The 15,199-nt window shown below is 43.9% G+C and carries 13 protein-coding genes; 10 read left to right on the top strand and 3 right to left on the bottom strand.

Features of this window, described 5'->3' with window-relative positions:
- Positions 1-18: 18 nt before the first annotated feature.
- From R50345_RS23155 to R50345_RS23120, 8 genes are all read left to right on the top strand, one after another.
- Positions 19-2,202 (top strand): HelD family protein, encoded by a 2,184-nt coding sequence (locus tag R50345_RS23155; RefSeq protein ID WP_042130465.1) that lies wholly within the window; start codon positions 19-21, stop codon positions 2,200-2,202.
- A 391-nt stretch (positions 2,203-2,593) separates the two neighbouring features.
- Entirely contained in the window at positions 2,594-2,875 is a 282-nt protein-coding gene (locus R50345_RS23150; protein ID WP_042130463.1) for a CD3324 family protein, read from the top strand.
- Between the two features lie 197 nt (positions 2,876-3,072).
- On the top strand, positions 3,073-4,377 hold the full coding sequence (locus tag R50345_RS23145) for a replication-associated recombination protein A (RefSeq protein WP_042130461.1): 1,305 nt from the start codon (positions 3,073-3,075) through the stop codon (positions 4,375-4,377).
- 374 nt (positions 4,378-4,751) lie between these two features.
- Positions 4,752-5,768 (top strand): ABC transporter ATP-binding protein, encoded by a 1,017-nt coding sequence (locus tag R50345_RS23140; RefSeq protein WP_042130459.1) that lies wholly within the window; start codon positions 4,752-4,754, stop codon positions 5,766-5,768.
- Complete coding sequence (locus R50345_RS23135) at positions 5,755-6,690, top strand: ABC transporter ATP-binding protein (protein WP_042130458.1); 936 nt, start codon at positions 5,755-5,757, stop codon at positions 6,688-6,690. Before R50345_RS23140 ends, R50345_RS23135 begins: the two co-directional genes overlap by 14 nt.
- Before the next feature lie 4 nt (positions 6,691-6,694).
- Positions 6,695-7,657 (top strand): oligopeptide ABC transporter permease, encoded by a 963-nt coding sequence (gene opp4B / locus R50345_RS23130; protein WP_042130456.1) that lies wholly within the window; start codon positions 6,695-6,697, stop codon positions 7,655-7,657.
- A 27-nt stretch (positions 7,658-7,684) separates the two neighbouring features.
- Complete coding sequence (locus tag R50345_RS23125; protein WP_042130455.1) at positions 7,685-8,590, top strand: ABC transporter permease; 906 nt, start codon at positions 7,685-7,687, stop codon at positions 8,588-8,590.
- Between the two features lie 19 nt (positions 8,591-8,609).
- Positions 8,610-10,457 carry an oligopeptide ABC transporter substrate-binding protein gene (locus R50345_RS23120; RefSeq protein ID WP_042130453.1) on the top strand — a complete coding sequence of 616 codons (1,848 nt, stop codon included), beginning with the start codon at positions 8,610-8,612 and terminating at the stop codon, positions 10,455-10,457.
- Positions 10,458-10,806: 349 nt separating this feature from the next.
- Here the strand turns inward: R50345_RS23120 and mnmA are convergent, their stop codons facing one another.
- A complete protein-coding gene (gene mnmA / locus R50345_RS23115) occupies positions 10,807-11,928 on the bottom strand; it encodes a tRNA 2-thiouridine(34) synthase MnmA (RefSeq protein ID WP_042130452.1) in 1,122 nt (373 codons plus the stop codon).
- 292 nt (positions 11,929-12,220) lie between these two features.
- Between mnmA and cymR the strand changes: the two genes are divergently transcribed.
- Positions 12,221-12,640: a cysteine metabolism transcriptional regulator CymR gene (cymR, locus tag R50345_RS23110; RefSeq protein WP_042130450.1), complete on the top strand. Its 420-nt coding sequence runs from the start codon at positions 12,221-12,223 to the stop codon at positions 12,638-12,640.
- Between the two features lie 195 nt (positions 12,641-12,835).
- On the opposite strand, the gene R50345_RS23105 is transcribed toward cymR, so the two are convergent.
- Both R50345_RS23105 and R50345_RS23100 read right to left on the bottom strand, forming a co-directional pair.
- Positions 12,836-13,972, bottom strand: coding sequence for a sialidase family protein (locus R50345_RS23105; protein WP_231573899.1), 1,137 nt, complete (start codon positions 13,970-13,972; stop codon positions 12,836-12,838).
- Positions 13,973-14,086: 114 nt separating this feature from the next.
- On the bottom strand, positions 14,087-14,452 hold the full coding sequence (locus R50345_RS23100; RefSeq protein WP_042130447.1) for a hypothetical protein: 366 nt from the start codon (positions 14,450-14,452) through the stop codon (positions 14,087-14,089).
- A 264-nt stretch (positions 14,453-14,716) separates the two neighbouring features.
- Here R50345_RS23100 and R50345_RS23095 point away from each other — a divergent pair, with 264 nt between their 5' ends.
- Entirely contained in the window at positions 14,717-15,091 is a 375-nt protein-coding gene (locus tag R50345_RS23095) for a hypothetical protein (RefSeq protein ID WP_042130445.1), read from the top strand.
- The last annotated feature ends 108 nt before the right edge of the window (positions 15,092-15,199 follow it).

The raw sequence follows: 15,199 nt of genomic DNA, 5'->3' as shown, positions 1-15,199 counted from the left end.
TTTAGGAGGTAACTGAAATTGGAAGACAACTTTCAAAGTGCCTATCAAGAGGAAGAAGACAGGCTGAATCAAGCGCTTACTGAGATTGACACCTTATTGGAGAAGCTTAACCAGACTCCGGTGTACACGGGACACGATTATACGGAACAAGTGTTAGAAGCGAACCGTGAACAGAAGCGCAAAGATCTTGCCAAGCTTCGGCAGGAGCCTTATTTCGGACGGCTTGATTTTCAGGGCAATGATGAGAAGCAGCGGAAGGCACTCTATATAGGAAAAATCGGCGTAGACCGCGAGCAGGTAAGCGACCGTCCGCTAGTCATTGACTGGCGCGCACCGGTAGCAAGCCTGTTCTATTCGTTTACCGGTGGTACGGAGCCAGCCTCCTATGAAGCTCCTGAGGGACTGATAGAAGGACTGGTATACCTCAAACGCAACGTGGTGATTCGTAAGCAGATTCTGGAGCGGGTCGCAGATACGTACAATCGGGAGAGTGACGCGCCTGTAGTATCAGACGAGTTTCTCGTCTATCGTTTGGGAGAGAACAAAGACAATCGTCTCCGTGATATCGTATCTACCATCCAGGAGGAGCAGGACAAGATTATCCGTGCGGCCAAAAATACAGCGCTGATCATTCAGGGCGTAGCGGGAAGTGGTAAAACAACAGTTGCACTTCACCGATTAGCCTTTCTGCTGTATCAATACAAGGATCAGGTTTCTGCGGAAAAAATGATTATTTTTGCACCGAACCGGATGTTTCTGGATTACATCTCAGATGTACTGCCTGAACTAGGAGTAGGTAATATTGCTCAGAGCACCTTTCCGGATTGGGCGGCAAATGTACTAGGTCTGGAGCTTCCAGAACAGGATGCGACGGAGACGATGAACCGCTGGTTTGAAACCTCTGGCGGTATGCCTGTGATTACAGAAGAAACGCCGGGACGTTTCAAGGGCTCTACGGTTCTGATGAGTATTATTGAATCAAGTATTAAGCTGCTGGAGACAAGTTCTGTTCCTGAGGGAGATTTTATCCCGTGGGAGGGCGCTGTGCTGCGCCGATCGATGATCTTACGTTGGCATAATGAAGAGTACGCTCCTTATCCGCCAGCGAAGCGGAAGGAACGTGTAATGGCACGGATACATCGCTGGATCGAGATGGAGCTGAAGAAGAGTCCATCGGCTGCAGCTATGAAGGATCGCAAGAAAAAAGGTGCTGCGCGAGAAAAAGCATACAGTGCAAAATGGCCTAAGTACGATCCGTTGACGATCTACAAGCAAATCTTCCGTGCGGCTAAAGTCCCGGAAGATTGGCCTGTGAATCCGCCAGAGAATATTCCGGTAGCTGTGCTGAAGGAAACGGCAAAAGATCTGAAAAAAGGAATTATACGCGAAGAGGATTTACCGCCTCTGTTGTATATCCATTATCTTTTGAATGGAGACGAGGGTGTAACTCGCTTTGATCATGTGGTGATTGACGAGGCTCAGGATTTTTCTCCTTTCCAAATTGCGGTGCTGGATTTATATGTGCGGGGTCATTCCTTTACGATCCTGGGTGATCTGTCACAGGGCATACACGCCTATAAAGGCGTACACGCTTGGGAAGAGATGCAGACCTTGTTTGCCCCTGAGAACACGGCTTATCACGCACTGACACGGAGCTATCGTTCTACTATGGAAATTATAGATTTCGCTAATGGCATTCTATCTTCCGGTGTGGAAAGCTCTCTGCTGGCTGTTCCGGTTTTTCGTAGTGGAGATCCCGTGCGAATGATCGCCTACGGGGAGGATACTGGGAAACTGGTGGCTGATGAGCAAGCTCGTCTGCGGACAATAAGCAACTCACTGAAGTCCTTGTCTGGAAGGGAATATCGTACTGTGGCTGTGCTAACACGTAGTTTGCGTGAAGCCACAGAGCTGTACGCTGAGCTGGAGCAGCATTTTGAAGATATACATCTGATAGACGGCAGCATGACGCAATATCAGGGTGGACTATCGGTGCTGCCTGTGTATTTATCTAAAGGTTTGGAATTTGATGCGGTAATCTTAGCGGATGCCGATCGAGATCATTACGGGGCGACAGCATGGGATGCAAAGCTGATGTATGTAGGCTGTACACGAGCACTCCACGAGCTTTGGTTGCTTCATAATGGGGAAATGCCTTCCTATGTGCAAATGACGGCTGAAAGCGATTCTGAGGGGAATTAAGACTGGTGGAGAACAGTTATAACTGTTTTTGAACTTGTAACTCCCCTATAGGTATGGCTTAATAATAAGTGTCCGGCCGGGCAAGAACACTTCTGGAAGGAGGCTGATTGAGATGATTTCAGTATACGAGGTGGTTTCCGTCTAAGACGGAAACCCGCTTAAAGCGAGGAGGCCGTATGGCCTCCTTATTACTAACATAGGAAGTACCACACTTATCCATAAAAACGAAATTTATGAATTAGAATGTAGACGCTACCAAGAGGTTTTTATATAATGAAATTACGGATTTTTCCAAATATGAGGAGAAGAAAGGAGGCAGGTGACGTGATTATAACTAAAAACTTAGTTGACCGACGCATAGGGACACACCTGTTGAAGGAGGAAATGCAAGTTGAGTTATGTAAATGGGAAGGATGTGCTCCCCCCTGGCTTGCTCGAAGAGCTTCAGGGATACATCCAAGGTGAACTGCTCTACATCCCGAAGAAAACGGAAGAGCGGGTTAGATGGGGCGAGAACAGCGGTTCGAGGAAAGAGATAGCGAATCGCAATAAGGAAATTTTCAGTTGTCATCGTGAAGGCGATTCCGTAGCTGAGCTTCAGAAGAAGTATCATCTGTCGGAAGAAAGCATTCGTAAAATCATATCAAAAATGAGGCTGGCGATAAACTGCTAGCGTACAATTTGAAAAAAGAGCATGGCTCCCGCCTTTCTAAGACGAGATCATGCTCTTTTTATTTTTTTACGGAGAATACATCAAGGCTGATACAGTGACCTTGCTTGGAAGGGCATCCTAAATCAGCGCTTTGATATGGTATGATAGGGAGAGGTTTACATTGTGCTTTTACAAGAATATAGCAAGGAAGTGGAGTTATGGATTTATTTTCTATGGGAGAGGACACTGGGGGCGGACGGCTGCTTGCGGACCGAATGAGACCGGAGAATCTGGATGAATATATTGGTCAAGAACATATCATAGGCCGGGGAAAGCTACTGCGAAGAGCGATTGAGGCTGATCAGGTCTCTTCAATTTTGCTCTATGGACCTCCTGGTTGTGGCAAAACAACATTGGCTCATATCATTTCTCATCATACGCAAGGGGAGTTTGTACGCCTGAATGCGGTGGAGGCTTCCGTAAAGGATGTGCGAGAGGTCATTGAACGAGCTCAAAATAATAAAACACTATACGGTTCTAAGACGATTCTTTTTCTGGATGAGGTACATCGGTTCAATAGTTCACGTCAGGATGCGCTGTTGCCGGCGGTAGAAAAAGGAACCATAACATTTATTGGTGCAACTACAGAGAACCCGTTCCATTATGTTAACGGAGCGCTTATGAGCCGTTCTACCTTGTTTCAGCTGGAGGCATTAACGAGTGAACACAGTCTGATCGCGATGCGCAGGGCTTTAGAGGACAAGGATAGAGGGCTTGGATTCATGGAGCTTCAGGTTGATGAAGAGGCATTAATGCATATCGCTACGATGGCTAACGGAGATATTCGGCGGGCATTAAATGCTCTGGAATTAGCGGCGTTAACTACTGCTCCCGAGGCAGATGGCAGTGTGCATATCACGCTGGAGGTGGCGGAAGAGTCAATTCGGCGCCCTATTGTGAAAGCAGATGAATCGACGCAGTATGATGTGCTTTCCGCTTTTCACAAAAGCATACGTGGTTCTAGTGATGCTGCGTTGTTCTGGTTTCTATATGCGGTAGAAAAGCTTGGGATGGACCCGATGACATTTATTCGGCGATTGATTGCGGCTAGCAGTGAGGATATTGGACTGGCTAATCCACAAGCCATGGTCCAAGCCGTGAGCGCGCTCGAAGCGTATAGGAATAACGGTTGGCCAGAAGCGAGGCTAAACATTGCACAAGCGATTCTTTTTGCGGTGGAGAGTCCAAAGTCTAATGCTGTAGTTACTGCGATTTCAAATGCAATGGCGAGTATGGATGAGATTAAATCTGCCGAGGTACCCTTACACTTACGAGACACCCATTACAAAGGGGCTACTGCGTTAGGGCATGAAGGGTATCAATATCCGCACAATTTTCCGGGGCATTATGTGAAACAGGAGTATTTGCCTAAAGAGATTTCTCAACGTGTTTTTTATCAAGCTACAGAGCAAGGGAATGAAATAAAGATTCGTCATAATCAACGACTACGACGCGAACAATAGTCCACTAGTGACTGCAACAACCTCCAAATCTCCCCTATTGAACAAAAAAATAATTTATTCACAATATTATTTATTCCAAAAAAAGGCGGCCTAGAGCCGTTTTTTTGTTTTCTACGTTACATTTAATCACATGAAATAAAATTTTTTATAGGAAAAGATTGATAATTTACCATAAGTTAATTAAAATGAACTACAAAGTTACGGGAAATCATTTTTTAAATCCGATTGAAATACTTATAGTATCGTTAATGGTGTTAATAATGATGACAGTATGTGTTTTGTTATGTTTCATGAAAATAAATACTGTTTATATCAAAATTTACATAATATTTCATTGTATGGATTTTGAAACTCTTGCCGTTAGGGGGATTAATTTGAGCGAAGAATTATTAGAAATCAAAAATTTATCGACATCGTTCAGGATCGTAGATGATTATTATGCCGCAGTAGATGATGTTACCCTATCTGTTCGTAAAAATGAGATTCTTGCTATTGTTGGAGAGTCCGGTTCGGGAAAAAGTGCGTTTGCCTTTTCGATAATGGGATTGCACACAAGGGCCAAAATAGACGGACAAATCAAATACAAGGGTCAGGACATCGTTACTATGACTCCTGCTGCACTCAACAAGCTGCGTGGTCAAGAAATGTCTATGATTTTTCAAGACCCTTTATCCGCTTTAAATCCGCTTATGATTATCGGTTCACAGATTGAAGAAGTACTCATCCTACATGATTCCAAGCTTTCGAAGAAGCAAAGAAAAGAGAAGGTCATTGATCTCCTGACCAAGGTTGGAATCTCCCGTCCCGAGCATACATATCAGCAATACCCCCACGAATTATCTGGTGGAATGAGGCAGAGGGTTGTGATTGCTATAGCGATTGCCAATGGTCCCAAGCTTTTGATCGCCGATGAGCCGACTACGGCACTAGATGTAACCATCCAATTGCAAATCCTTGAACTTATAAAAAAATTAAAAACCGATATGCAAGCAGGTATTATCTTAATTACTCATGATCTAGGGGTTGTGAGTGAAATGGCTGATCGAGTTGCGGTGATGTACGCCGGACAAATCGTAGAGATCGCAGATATTTATACGTTGACCTCTAATCCGAAGCATCCGTATACAAGATCCTTGTTGAACTCCATTCCAACCGTTAAAGAAGAGAAATCTAGACTTCATGTGATTCAGGGGATTGTCCCGCCATTACAGAATCTTCCGCGTAAAGGATGCCGTTTCTCGGCCCGGACACCTTGGATTCCGGAATGGGAGCACGAGGAGAATCCGCAGCTGCATGAAGTAGCCCCCGGGCATTTTGTTCGCTGCACCTGCCATAATAACTTTCATTTCCCTGATACTAACGAGGAGGCAAGCCACAATGGGACTTCTTGAGGTTAAAAATTTAGCGGTTCATTTTCCGATCCACGGCGGCGTTTTTCGAAGGGAAGTTGGCGTAGTCAAGGCTGTCGATAATGTTAATTTTACCATTGAGGCAGGGCAAACCTATGGTCTCGTCGGTGAATCCGGATCAGGTAAGACAACTACTGGTCGTGCAATCATTGGACTTAATTCTATTACTAGCGGTAGCGTGATTTTTGAAGGGCAAGATTTAGCCTTGAAGGGTGTGCGTAAGCAAAGAAATGTCCGCAAAGACATTCAGATGATCTTTCAGGATCCGTACTCTTCCTTAAATCCTAAGAAACGCGTGCTGGATATTATTGCTGAGCCGTTGCGTAATTTTGAAAAAATGTCTCCGGGGGAAGAAAAGCGTCGAGTGCAGGAATTGCTTTTACAAGTAGGCTTAAGCCCTGAGAACATCCTGAAATATCCGCATGAATTCTCAGGCGGTCAGCGGCAGCGGATCGGAATTGCCAGAGCGATTGCCCTCAAGCCCAAACTTATTATTGCTGACGAGCCGGTATCTGCGCTAGATGTCTCCGTACAGGCACAAGTGCTGAATTTCATGCAGGACATTCAAAAAGAACTGAATCTTACTTTTCTATTTATCAGTCATGATCTCGGGATCATCAGACATATGTGCGATCACATTGGGATTATGTATAAAGGACGACATGTGGAGCAAGGGACAGCTAAAGATATTTTTGACAATCCTCAGCATATTTATACCAAACGTCTCATTGCTGCCATTCCTGATATTGATCCGAAGCAGAGAGAAAAGCAGACGGAGTTTAGAAAATCAGTAAGTATGGAATATGAACAAGCGCACCGGAATTATTTTGATGAAGAAGGCATGGCTTATCCATTAAAATCAATTTCCGAGACTCATCTGGTAGCCTTGCCTGAGAAAGGTTGAGAATATGTGGAAGATTATCGTTCGTAGAATTCTTATAATGATCCCTCAAGTATTTCTATTAAGTATTCTTGTTTTTCTTATGGCGAAGGCAATGCCTGGCGACGCACTCTCAGGAATGCTCGATCCGAATATTGATCCTGCGGCCATTGATGCAATGCGAGAGAAGCTTGGCCTAAATGATCCATGGTACATCCAGTACTGGGATTGGATCACTAAAGCAATACAAGGAGACTTTGGTCAATCCTTCCGTTTCAAGATGCCTGTATCAGAGCTTATCGGTCAACGCCTCATGAATACACTTTGGCTGGCCATTGTCACGCTAATCCTTACATACCTTATTGCTATTCCACTTGGTATTACTAGTGGTCGTTATAACGATTCATGGCTGGATCGCCTCATTACTGGATACACCTATATTGGCTTTGCCGCACCATTGTTTATTTTCGCTCTCTTAATGGTATGGCTCTTCGGATTTCATCTTCATTGGTTTCCTACTAGTGGCAGTGTTAGTCCCGGAGAAGTTCCGGGTACGCTAAGCCACTTCTGGAGTAAGTTATACCATTTGCTACTCCCTGCTTTATCAATGGCGCTAATTGCAACGGTAGGAACGGTACAATATTTGCGAAATGAAATCATTGATACGAAACAAAAGGATTTCATTCTCACGGCAAGAGCCAAAGGCGCTTCAGAGTCTCGTGTATATAATCGCCATATATTACGTAATTCCTTACTGCCGATCGCTGCATTTTTCGGATATGAGATTACTGGGCTCATTGGTGGTACGGTGTTCGTTGAAAGTATCTTCAGCTATCCGGGTATGGGTATGCTGTTTCTCAGCTCGATAACGATCCGGGATTTCAGCGTAGTAACGGCCCTAGTTCTTTTGTATGGGGTTGCTGCCATCGTCGGTGCGTTGTTATCAGACATTATCTTAAGTATCGTAGATCCTCGTATCCGGATTAAATAAGAAGATGAACACTTTGAGGTGAATGAAATGGCAAAGACAAGCGCAGAGATAGCTCTGCTGCAGGATTCAGATAAAAGTCCATCAGGCTTCAGAATTGTTTGGCGGGAATTGGTGCGTGATAAGTTGGCACTGATCTCACTGATTTTCCTATTTACGATTATCGCTGCTGTGTATGGGATTTCCTTATTTTTAGATCAAAAAGAAATTGTTACGGTTGACTTGTTCGCCCTGTATGAGAAGCCTTCGGCTGTGCATTGGCTGGGGACCGACTATGGAGGACGGGATGTATTCGGTCAATTAATTATTGGTACAAGAAACTCTATGTCTATTGCTTTTATGGTTACATTTTTTACTGGCGTTATTGGGATTCTAGTCGGGTTAGTCTCAGGTTATTTTGGTGGAACGGTAGATAATGTAGCGATGCGTGTTGTAGATTTCTTCATGATTTTACCTTTTATAATGATTGTTATAGCTTTTGTGAGTGCAGTTCCTAAATACAATACGTTAACCTTCTCCTTTATCATGACTGCCTTTCTATGGATGGGGATTGCCAGGTTAATTCGTTCCAAGACGTTACAAGAGAAGGAACTGGATTACGTTCAGGCATCTAAGACCCTAGGTTCCTCCAATCTAAAAATAATGTTCACACAAGTGCTGCCGAACTTAAGCTCCATCATTATTGTCACGATGACTTTAAATTTGGCAGCTAATATTGGCTTGGAATCAGGCCTATCCTTTCTAGGTTTTGGTTTTCCAGAAAGTACACCCAGTTTGGGTACTCTTGTAAGCTATGCGAGAAATCCGCAAACGCTTGAGTTCAGATGGTGGATCTGGTTACCCGCATCACTGCTGATCTTGGTACTGATGTTGAGTATAAATAATGTGGGTCAAGCGCTCAAACGTGCGACCGACGCAAGACAAAGAAAAGGATGATAAGGGAGGAAATGATTAAATGAGAAAAGCCATTCGTTCAAAAGCTTTACTAGTTTCATTAATGTTAGTAATGTTGTTCGCTCTTGCGGCTTGCGGCTCCAAGAACAACAACGGAGCGGCTGAGTCAACAGCAGCACCAAGTGCCAGTGCTCCTGCGGAAACCGCAGAAGCGACGGCAGCTCCTGAAGCAGAAGACGGACTTTATAACATTAAAGATTTCAGTAACATTAAGACTAATCAAGGTGAAGCTATTGATGGCGGGACAATTACGTTTGGACTCGTTTCCGACAGTCCGTTTGAAGGTACCTTGAACTTGAACTTCTATTCTGGAGCTCCAGATGCTGAAGTGCTGAATTGGTTCGATGAAGGTTTGTTAACTTGGGACAAAGACTATGTGTACACGAATGATGGTGCAGCAACTTATGAAGTAGCAGAAGATGGACGGACCTTTACCTTTACGATTCGCGACAATGTGAACTGGCAGGATGGAAAGCCGGTGACAGCAGAAGATTGGCTGTTCGCGCATGAGGTTATTGGTAATCCGAAATATGATGGTCCACGTTACGGCTCTGACTTTACGAATATTGAAGGTATGGAAGAATACCACTCCGGAAAAGCAAAGACCATTTCTGGTATTAAAGTTCTGGGTGAGAAGAAGCTGCAAATTACTTATCTTAAATCTTCCCCTTCCCTGTTAACAGGTGGCATATGGATTTATCCATTAGCTAAACATATCTTTGGTGGTATGGATGTTGCCAAAATCTCCTCATCCCCTGAAGTTCGTCAAAAGCCAATTGGCTTCGGAGCTTTTAAAGTGGAAAGTATCGTTCCTGGTGAGTCTGTAGTATTCGTTAAGAATGAAGATTACTGGCGCGGCGCACCTAAACTGGATAAAGTAATTTTGAAGGTAATCAACCCTACGACTGTTGTGCAAGAACTGAAGTCTGGTGGAGTTGACTTGGTGGATGCCTTCCCTATTGATCAATTCCCGGATAATGCAAAGATGTCCAATGTTGAGTATCTCGGTGCTGTTGACCGTGCATATACGTATATTGGATTTAAGCTTGGTAAATGGGATGCGGAGAAAAAAGTCGTTGCTACCGATCCTAAAGCTAAAATGGCGGATGTGAACCTGCGTAAAGCCATGTGGGCTGCTGTAGACAATGATACAGTGGGTAAGAAGTTCTATAGTGGTCTTCGCTGGAATGCGACAACTTTAATTCCACCTTCTCATCCGGAATTCCATGATGCTTCTAATCCAGGTGTACCTTATGATCCAGAAGCTGCTAAGAAGATCTTGGATGATGCTGGTTACAAACTTAACGGTGAATTTAGAACGAATCCGGATGGTAGTGAGCTGAAAATTAATTTCATCTCGATGACAGGATCGGACATCGCAGAACCATTAGCTCAATATTATGTACAATCCTGGAAAGCGATTGGTCTGAATGTGAATTTGGAGATGGTAGAATTTAATACGTTCTATGACCGTGTTGGACAAAATGGTGAGGATGATCCTACCGTTGATGTGTACCAAGGTGCTTGGACTGTAGGAATTGATGTTGACCCAACAGGTCTTTATGGTAAAGACGCGATCTTTAACTTCCCGCGTTACTCGAGTGCAGAGAATGATCGGTTGCTCGCTGAAGGAGTCTCCGAGGATGCATTCGATGTAAATAAACGTAAAGAGATCTATAAAGAATGGCAACAGTTTATGGTTAACGAGATTCCTGTATTCCCTACGCTTTATCGTGCGGCCCTAGTTCCGGTCAACAACCGTATACTGAATTATGGAATTGGTGATGGAACTGGACTTTACTATAATGACATTGCAGTTTCTGCGGATAAAGCTGTAGTAGCTCAGTAAGTAGGAATAGCAGGAATTAAATTAATACTATTAGTAATAAAAGAACAGCAGTTCAGATAGCGATATCTGAACTGCTGTTCTTTTTGTTTCTATTTGAATCGCTGGCTCCATAGTCATTTAGTTGTATTTCATACAACTAAAACCTCATTTTAGCGCTGATGATGTAGTATAACTGCAGTTCATACATCTATTTTTGGAATGTGAAGACAGAAAAGGGAGATTGGGAGAATTTAGATGTACATCATACAACTAAGTCAAAAAGAAATTCTAAAAACAAGAAATAGCTGTATTAAATACAGCTATTTCATAGGTTTATTCTAGGGTTTATGTTGTAAGTTATAGACTTCACTTAAGCTTGCGCTGAAGGAACGACCTTTTCTGCATATTCGATCGTGCCGCCGCCGAGACATTGCTCACCGAGATAGAAGACAACGGCTTGGCCTGGCGTAATCGCTTTTTGCGGAACATCAAAGTCTACGTTTATCGTTCCGTCTTTCCGTGCGGTGAGCGTTACACCTTGATCAGGCTGGCGATACCGGAATTTAGCAGTGCATTTTAGCGGCTCAGGACCTAGCTCATGCCCGTTAATCCAGTTTACACCGGAGGCAATTAGACTAGTGGAGTACAGGCTGTGGTGCTTGTCTCCTTGAACTACATAAAGAATGTTGCGGCTAAGGTCTTTTTCGGCTACAAACCAAGGTTCGCCGTTACCGGATCCGCCAATGCCAAGGCCTTGACGCTGACCCAATGTATAGTACATAAGACCATCATGGCGGCCTTTGATTTCCCCAGTGGCTATATCTACCATGTCACCAGATTGTGCAGGCAGATACTGGCTGAGGAATTCACGGAAGTTACGCTCACCGATAAAGCAGACGCCTGTACTGTCTTTTTTCTTGGCAGTATAGAGTCCGGCTTCTTCGGCAATTCTCCGAACTTCCGGTTTCGGAAGATGACCAATCGGGAACATTGCTTTAGAGAGCTGATATTGGCCCAGCGCGTTCAAGAAATAGGTCTGGTCTTTATTGTTGTCTACACCGCGGAGCAGCTTGTACACACCATCTTCTTCTATAACGCGTGCATAATGTCCAGTCGCTACATAATCGGCGCCAAGCTGAAGGGCTTTGTTCAGGAACTCCCCGAATTTGATCTCTCGGTTGCACATGACGTCTGGATTAGGCGTCCGGCCGGCCTTATATTCATCGAGAAAATATGAAAATACTTTGTCGAAGTATTCCTTCTCGAAATTAACGGTATAGTAAGGAATATCAATCTGCTCGCATACGCGGCGAACATCCTCTGCATCGCTTTCGGCTGTACATACTCCGAATTCGTCGGTATCGTCCCAATTCTTCATGAAGATGCCGATGACGTCATAGCCCTGCTGCTTGAGCAGAAGCGCCGTGACGGAGGAATCGACCCCTCCGGACATGCCGACGACGACACGGGTGTCTTGTTTTGCTTTTGTCATCGTAATCACCATTTCTGTACCCAAAATACCGGTTATTCATGGAACACCCGGCTCAAAAAGTATTATAACATACCTGTCTACTGTAAACCCTAAAATAAGAGGCTGAAAATAGAAAAATGTCCACCAGGGGTGAACATTTTTGCAAAATGTTTCGTTTGCCATTTCATTTGTGACTTCGAATATGATAACATAAACTAAGAGTAATCATCGGAATACCTTGATATGACAATCGCATGACTTACCAAATCAATAGTATACAATAACTAGAAACTAAACCGAAAGAGGTGCCCCTTTGAAAATATCAACCAAAGGACGTTACGGACTAACAATTATGATGGAGCTTGCACTGAAATTTGGTGAAGGACCGACCTCACTTAAGAGTATCGCTGAGAAAAATGGACTTTCTGAGCATTATCTGGAGCAACTAATCGCTCCTCTGCGTAACGCAGGACTTGTAAAAAGCATTCGTGGTGCATACGGTGGATACATTTTATCACGTGAGGCCAGTGCTATTACAGCAGGAGACATCATTCGTGTGTTGGAGGGTCCAATTTCTCCGGTAGATTTCACTGAAGAAGATGATGCGGCAAAACGTGATTTATGGTTGCGTATTCGCGACAGCATTGCAGACGTACTGGATTCCACAACGCTTCATGACTTGATTAATTTTAAAGAAGAGAGCTTAGCAGACAATTATATGTTCTATATCTAGTTACTGTATGTAGAACAAAAACTTAAAATCTTGGTTTATCAAAGTCTAAGCCCCCTTTTGGGGGCTTTTTAAATGAAAAAATTACTTGAAAAATCACAAATAAAGGATGCCCCATATTGGTTGGGCATCCTTTATTGTAGGTGGATGTACTAATTTAACACTCTTCTAATTAATCATCACAGGTTTATTCATAGCTTATTGATTATCACCGAACCAGATGTTCTCTGTACCAGTCCGCGTGTCCGTCCATACACTCACTAGACGGCCTGTTTGGGGGACGATGGCATTGCCGATGTAGTCCCCAATTAGGGGAATGCCGGTGACGTCAAAGGAAGTTGTCGTTATACGGGTGTTTATAAACGTCATACCGCCATCTCTAGATGTAGCTAGATAAACATCAAGGTTGAGAGGATTAACTCGATTCGTGTAATAGTTAACGAATATTGCACCATCCGCTGGGGACACGGTGATGGCTGGGAAAAAGTTTTGGGAGCCTACTGGACTACCCGTAATGGATATGGGTGCACCCCAATCCACACCGAAATTAGTGGAAGTAGCAATAAATATATCGGAATAGCCTTCTCGAAAATCTTGCCACACAGCATAGACATTCCCTCGCGTCGTCGGTGCATTAGAAATATCTGCTGCGAGGGAAGGGTATGTCAAGCATCTAAATGTATATCCCGGCAATGGATCTGGTGGGACTACAACGCTGGCGACCCTGGTTTCAGGGGTGAAGGTGACCCCGCCGTCTGGAGATGTGGTAATTTTAAGATCGGTATTACCAGGAGGCTGATTGATCCATCCCACAACAACAATCCCATTTAATGTAATGGCTATACCGGGGAATTCTTCAAATTCTTCGATCGAAGACAGCAGGCTGGGACTGGAATAGGTATTACCGCTATCTAGGGAACGATTGAAGAATATCGTATTTCCTGGTATGAATTGCGTGTTGTAATCATGCGTATAACCAGTATATACATTGCCAAAAAAGGGACTTGATCCAGCCTTGTCGGTGACAACGACCACCTGGTCATCATTCACAAACTGTCCAAACCCTTGATTTACGATGACTGGCGGTCCGAATGAAGATGCGTTGTCGACAGATGTATAGGAAACGATCGAGCCGCTGAGACCGTCAGAATCGAAGGCATGAGCCAATACTACGAACGTGGTCGGAAAAATATAATCAATATGTGGTGCTTCGATGCCTGCAAACCCTGTGGGTAACGGTAATAACGTTGTTGTCCAAGTGGCACCTGCGTCAATAGATTTGTACAAACCTATATTGGGAGGGCCTGTTCGAAGATCTACAGCCACGGCGACCATGACCGAAGGATTAAGCCAATTTACCGCGATGGTGGGCTCGAATTGAGTGCTTGTGCTCGGCGAAAGTTGAATATTAACCATACAAAGCTCCTTTCGTCATAGAGTTTTCGGCACTTACGGGTTCAGCTGAGCTATGAAAGTAAGTTCGGATTGCAGCACTCTTTGATGAGGGATGACGTTTCCTGACGAATCCGTTCCGAATACTGTAATAATCGTGTCTGCCGGTGCGTTTCCAGTTACGAGAAATTGTACTTCATATGCTGAATTGCCTGCGATATTAAAACCGAGAAACTGGCTGGTGTTAGCATTAATATTCAATGAGCTGGAGTAGACTAAAGCCTTACTAACAAGAGTATTCCATACGTAAATGTGATAGACCACGTTAGAAGAAAAACTAAGGTTGTCATTGTCGATGTTGATGATCACGTTGGTTGCTGGGATAGTACCTGTGTTCGTAATTATACCTGTTGTGCTTGCCATGAGCTTCACCCTCTTATATTAGTTTGCTATATATATATGAATTGAGGTGCATTGTGCTTGGACAAGGGCATCAGAAAAATTGCGGAAATTGGAGATATGATAAGTAGTATTGAAGGGGAAAATCTCTTTTATGATAAATGAATAAAAAGAACTGTGTGCCTGTCTATTTGGCGATTATTCCATGAATCTCCCCGACCTCCTGTCTCACAACTTCCAAATGACTCCTGAGTATATTGATAGAAAATGAGGGAAGGAGTGATGGAAATGCCTTTTACTACCGGTCTTATTACCAACACAAGAGCAACTGGAACAGCGGCGAGTAATGTAGCTGTTAGTGTTCGTAATACTAGTAATGCAAACGCAATGGTGATCGTCGAAATCTTCGGGGTTCCGTATTCAACGCTTGCACTTACTCCGCTTTATGTCACAGGTTATTATGTTCCTGCGATGAGTTCTGATATCAGAGAGTTCTTCATTGCTGGGAATGTCGCTTACGAGGTTCAGATAAGTACCTCTTTTCCATTAGCAAATGTAGTATGTTCCACGTACGGATTGGACGAGTTTGGAAATCTTGTTACCGATCAGAGAGTGCTTCAATCTGAATTAACGGAGATTTCGGCACTTTCTATACCTGTATAACAAGTTTTTTTTGGGGGAAAGCAAGAAGCAATCACCGATACAAACAGGGTGGTTGCTTCTTTTTTAGGCGCAATAAATCTCATAAAGGCATTCGCACAGGCACTAATG

This window comes from Paenibacillus sp. FSL R5-0345 (genome assembly GCF_000758585.1).
GTDB lineage: Bacteria > Bacillota > Bacilli > Paenibacillales > Paenibacillaceae > Paenibacillus_AQ.
Note: the sequence above shows the minus strand (reverse complement) of the source record. Positions and strands in the feature narration are given on the sequence as shown.

Bases quoted from the DNA above. Each gene is read 5' to 3' on its own strand.
- mnmA (WP_042130452.1), bottom strand. From the start codon at position 11,928: ATGACAAAAGCAAAACAAGACACCCGTGTCGTCGTCGGCATGTCCGGA.
- R50345_RS23135 (WP_042130458.1), top strand. From the start codon at position 5,755: ATGGGACTTCTTGAGGTTAAAAATTTAGCGGTTCATTTTCCGATCCAC.
- R50345_RS23100 (WP_042130447.1), bottom strand. From the start codon at position 14,452: ATGGCAAGCACAACAGGTATAATTACGAACACAGGTACTATCCCAGCA.
- opp4B (WP_042130456.1), top strand. From the start codon at position 6,695: ATGTGGAAGATTATCGTTCGTAGAATTCTTATAATGATCCCTCAAGTA.
- R50345_RS23105 (WP_231573899.1), bottom strand. From the start codon at position 13,972: ATGGTCGCCGTGGCTGTAGATCTTCGAACAGGCCCTCCCAATATAGGT.
- R50345_RS23125 (WP_042130455.1), top strand. From the start codon at position 7,685: ATGGCAAAGACAAGCGCAGAGATAGCTCTGCTGCAGGATTCAGATAAA.
- R50345_RS23095 (WP_042130445.1), top strand. From the start codon at position 14,717: ATGCCTTTTACTACCGGTCTTATTACCAACACAAGAGCAACTGGAACA.
- R50345_RS23145 (WP_042130461.1), top strand. From the start codon at position 3,073: ATGGATTTATTTTCTATGGGAGAGGACACTGGGGGCGGACGGCTGCTT.
- R50345_RS23120 (WP_042130453.1), top strand. From the start codon at position 8,610: ATGAGAAAAGCCATTCGTTCAAAAGCTTTACTAGTTTCATTAATGTTA.